Genomic DNA, 3,538 nt, shown 5'->3' with positions numbered 1-3,538 from the left:
CTATGTAGAAATAGGATTCTGTATTTCACTATTTTTGATGAAAATGAAATCTGAAGTTTCTATATTTCACGCATCAGCGGATCTTCAATATTTTCAACACGAACCCCACATACTACACCTGTAATCTTTTCCCGGTTCGGATTCATTTCCGGGGCCTGTCGAAAGAAATCACCATATGTGATCTCACTGTCTATAAACGCCTCAACTGCTGCCGGTCCCGGATACAAACCAATATGTTTCTTCGCAGCTGCAAAATGAAGAATGTTATGCCTCTTCCGAAACGTCGGCATGCTCCATGAGATACGCTCTTCCGCATACAGGACATTTCCACATATATTTTTTCCTCGCTTTCCCAAGCTCCTTCTTTGGATTTACAGCATAAAGATCACAATTTTATTTCACAACGTTCTGTACAGGAATCAAACTCACAGTTATATAATCTTTCCTGATAAATGATCTATTTCATGCTGACAGATCTGCGCCGTCCAACCGGACAGTTTCTGTCGTTGTTTTTTCCAGTTAAAATCATAATACTCCACTTCTATTTCCTGGTATCTGATTGTCTTACGAACACCATCTAAAGACAAACATCCCTCTTCTGTTTCATACATGCCGCTTTTAGAAATAATCACTGGATTAAACATTACAACATCTATAAATCCCATATTCACAATAATGATGTTCTTCTTTACACCAATCATATTTGCCGCCATGCCCACGCACCGTTCCCGGTTAGCCTGCAGTGTATCCTGCAAGTCCTTGCCCACTTGAATATCTGCTTCTGTAGCTGGCTGGGATGGTTGTCCCAAGAAGAAAATATCCCTCACAATTTCCTTTATCATTATAATTCTCCTATCTCTTTATGTAATTAATTACTTCCCCGCACTTCATATTCTGTCTGCACACTTTTTAGTAATGATATCCTATCATAAACCAAATTGAACAAAAAAACTGGAATTTTCAAATAAGCTGTATAATCCAGTTATCCATTAAATTAAGATTTTCTTTTACCAATGATCAAATCATAACTCTCTGCAATCATTCTTTTCACTTCAGCATCAGGTATGCTGTCATCAAGTTTAATTGAGTTCCAATGTATTTTGTTTTGATGATATCCCGGAATAACTGCATCGTATGTATTTCTCCACAGATCACGCCACTCCGGATCCACCTTTACATTCACCCACATAAAACCATCTTTTTCATAGGTCCATGCAAATGCTTTTTTATTTCCTCTGTATCTGAGCAGTACCCAATTATCATCATGAAAAGGAGTGTCAATATAAGCATCTGGAAATGTAATGCCATAATCCAATACTTCTTGTCTTTTGTTCAAGATTGCCCACCTTCTTTCCCAAAACTCATTTTAGCATGCTTATTTTTCTGATGTTTCCACTTCTCCCGGCCAGTCATTGATTCCACCAAACTCAATAATGTTTGTATAACCAAGTGCTGCCAGCTTCTCCGCCGCCTGTTTGCTCCGGTTTCCACTTCTGCAATACACAAGAATCATCTGGGCTTTATCCGGAAGTTCCGGTATGTCTTTCGTTCCGATAGTCTCGTTTGGCACCAGAATTGCACCGGGAATATGTTTCTCGTCGTATTCCTCCTGTCTGCGAACATCCAGGATGATATAGTTCTCTTCTGTTTTCATCAGTTCCATTGCTTCTTCCATGGATACCTGCTGATAGGCAGCCTTCTCCATCGTCGCACCTTCTTTCCTCCCCGTATCTGTTGCGCTGCATCCGGCAAACAACAAGCAGGATAATGTTGCAGCAATTAAGATCTTTGTTACTTTCATCTGTCCTCCTATTCTATATCCAATATATTACTGAATTTCATAAGTACATCATCATAAGCTTTCCGTGCCCTATCATCAAAAAGCACAAAGCGAACATAATCAAATGCCTCCTGATGTTCCGTATAAAAATCTTTTACAGTTTTTACTGCAATTTCTGCAGCTTCTTCCAGCGGGTAACTGTAGACCCCCGTAGAAATTGATGGAAATGCCATGGTACGGATTCCATGCTCCAATGCTACCTGCATGGAATTATGATAGGCATTGGCAAGCAGCTTGGCTTCGCCATGATTTCCGCCGCAATAAATCGGCCCTACCGTATGGATGACATATTTGCATGGCAGGTTATAAGCATCGGTAATTTTAGCCTCACCGGTATTACATCCATGTAGATTTCTACATTCCTTCAGTAATTCCGATCCGGCTGCCCGGTGGATCGCTCCATCCACACCGCCGCCACCAAGAAGACTGGTATTTGCCGCATTTACAATTGCTTCTACATTCGTTTGTTTCGTAATATCGCCCTGTACGATTTGTATTTTCATATCGTCACTGCTCCTTTGCCCAAAATCATTGCAGCAACACCATAGTCCTGAGTTACACAGATATCACCTTTTTTAATCAGGGACAAAACAATGTACATGGTATTCCATACTTTTTCACCACCTGCTCCACAATCTTTACAACCGAACAGGCATCTGCATCTACAAATATCTTCAATTTATCACTTCCAATTCTTCCAGATGTCAGGCTGATACCCTGCCGTTGCCTGTTTTCCATTGCGAACAATCGGCGTAAGCAGTATCTGCTGATTCTCCAGCAGTTTCTCAAACTTATCTTCATCTGCAATATATGTGATTAGCACCAGCGTATCCTTATCCTTTGCCTTTGGATTAATCAGCTTGTCCACGCCTCCAACAGCCTGCATGACAGCTGTCAATTCACCCTTGCTCATGGATTTCTCCTTCAGGTTGATGAACTGCACCTTAATATTTCTTTCCTTAAAATAGCGCTGGGCTTTCTTTGTGTCAAAGCACTTTGTCGTACCAAAAATCTGTATGTTCATATCTCTTATTCTCCAATGTGTCAGTATCGAACTTCTGTACAATCCTCTTGGCAAACTTCGATTCCACACTCTTGATTGGGTCGAAACCAAGATATTTCTCAATACCAAAAACAGTTGCCGGCATCGTCTCTTCCCAGCTCTCTGCCAGAAACTGTCTGCCATACTCCGCATCTACCTTCCAGTTGCTATCAATCAGAAGAACAGATCCAACAGTGGCATCCAAAAGATTACCAACAACTGTCACCAGTTCATTATAGTTTTTTATGGCGCACTTTAAGACAGAGTCGATGTCTCGCAACGTCCATCTGTGTTCCGACATCCAGAGAATCAGGCTGCTTCATATACCGTCACTCTTTCCCCCCATCTTCATCCTTAATTCTAGTATAAATAACTTCTCCTGATTTAGCAATAATTAGTTATTATGATTTCTGTAGCCCACATATATACCTTAGATAAGTATACAATATCAGCTGGTTATTTGCTGCAGCTAATACTTGGTGGGCACCTTGTTGTCACTTCATTTTGAAGAACATGGCTACCATCCTCCAAATATTCGAGAATGATAAACTATATAAAATTGAACTGATTTAATTGCCTATATAATACCGTATTTGAGACTGGTTATCTACGGTGTTTTGACTACTGATAATGTAAATTTATTATGCATAGTAACC

7 protein-coding genes and 1 pseudogene are annotated in these 3,538 nt (G+C 40.3%); all 8 read right to left on the bottom strand.

The annotated features are described in order from the left end of the window. Positions 1–59: 59 nt before the first annotated feature. The 8 genes and pseudogenes from RDS42_RS13440 to RDS42_RS13405 all read right to left on the bottom strand — a co-directional run bounded on the left by RDS42_RS13440 (position 60) and on the right by RDS42_RS13405 (position 3,183). Positions 60–290, bottom strand: a complete 231-nt coding sequence (locus tag RDS42_RS13440; RefSeq protein ID WP_308784100.1) for a DUF2200 family protein — start codon at positions 288–290, stop codon at positions 60–62. Positions 291–431: 141 nt separating this feature from the next. Continuing rightward, the gene (locus RDS42_RS13435) at positions 432–842 is read right to left on the bottom strand and encodes a peptide deformylase (RefSeq protein WP_308784099.1); all 411 of its coding nucleotides are present in this window, start codon (positions 840–842) and stop codon (positions 432–434) included. A 152-nt stretch (positions 843–994) separates the two neighbouring features. Beyond that, entirely contained in the window at positions 995–1,336 is a 342-nt protein-coding gene (locus RDS42_RS13430; RefSeq protein ID WP_308784098.1) for an MmcQ/YjbR family DNA-binding protein, read from the bottom strand. Positions 1,337–1,375: 39 nt separating this feature from the next. Then, positions 1,376–1,801 (bottom strand): rhodanese-like domain-containing protein, encoded by a 426-nt coding sequence (locus RDS42_RS13425; RefSeq protein WP_308784097.1) that lies wholly within the window; start codon positions 1,799–1,801, stop codon positions 1,376–1,378. Positions 1,802–1,809: 8 nt separating this feature from the next. Then, entirely contained in the window at positions 1,810–2,343 is a 534-nt protein-coding gene (locus tag RDS42_RS13420) for an O-acetyl-ADP-ribose deacetylase (protein ID WP_308784096.1), read from the bottom strand. After that, a pseudogene (locus RDS42_RS14960) lies at positions 2,343–2,518 on the bottom strand (DUF188 domain-containing protein); the annotation flags it as partial. The pseudogene RDS42_RS14960 and the gene RDS42_RS13420, both read right to left, overlap by 1 nt. A 4-nt stretch (positions 2,519–2,522) precedes the next feature. Continuing rightward, a complete protein-coding gene (locus tag RDS42_RS13410; RefSeq protein WP_308784095.1) occupies positions 2,523–2,864 on the bottom strand; it encodes an arsenate reductase family protein in 342 nt (113 codons plus the stop codon). Continuing rightward, complete coding sequence (locus RDS42_RS13405; RefSeq protein WP_308784094.1) at positions 2,827–3,183, bottom strand: hypothetical protein; 357 nt, start codon at positions 3,181–3,183, stop codon at positions 2,827–2,829. The genes RDS42_RS13410 and RDS42_RS13405 overlap by 38 nt, the downstream gene beginning before the upstream one ends. Positions 3,184–3,538: the final 355 nt, after the last annotated feature.

Origin of the sequence: uncultured Blautia sp., from assembly GCF_902497045.1 — a bacterium.
GTDB lineage: Bacteria > Bacillota > Clostridia > Lachnospirales > Lachnospiraceae > Blautia_A.
The sequence above is the reverse complement of the archived record's forward strand: the minus strand, read 5'-3'. Positions and strand labels throughout refer to the sequence as shown.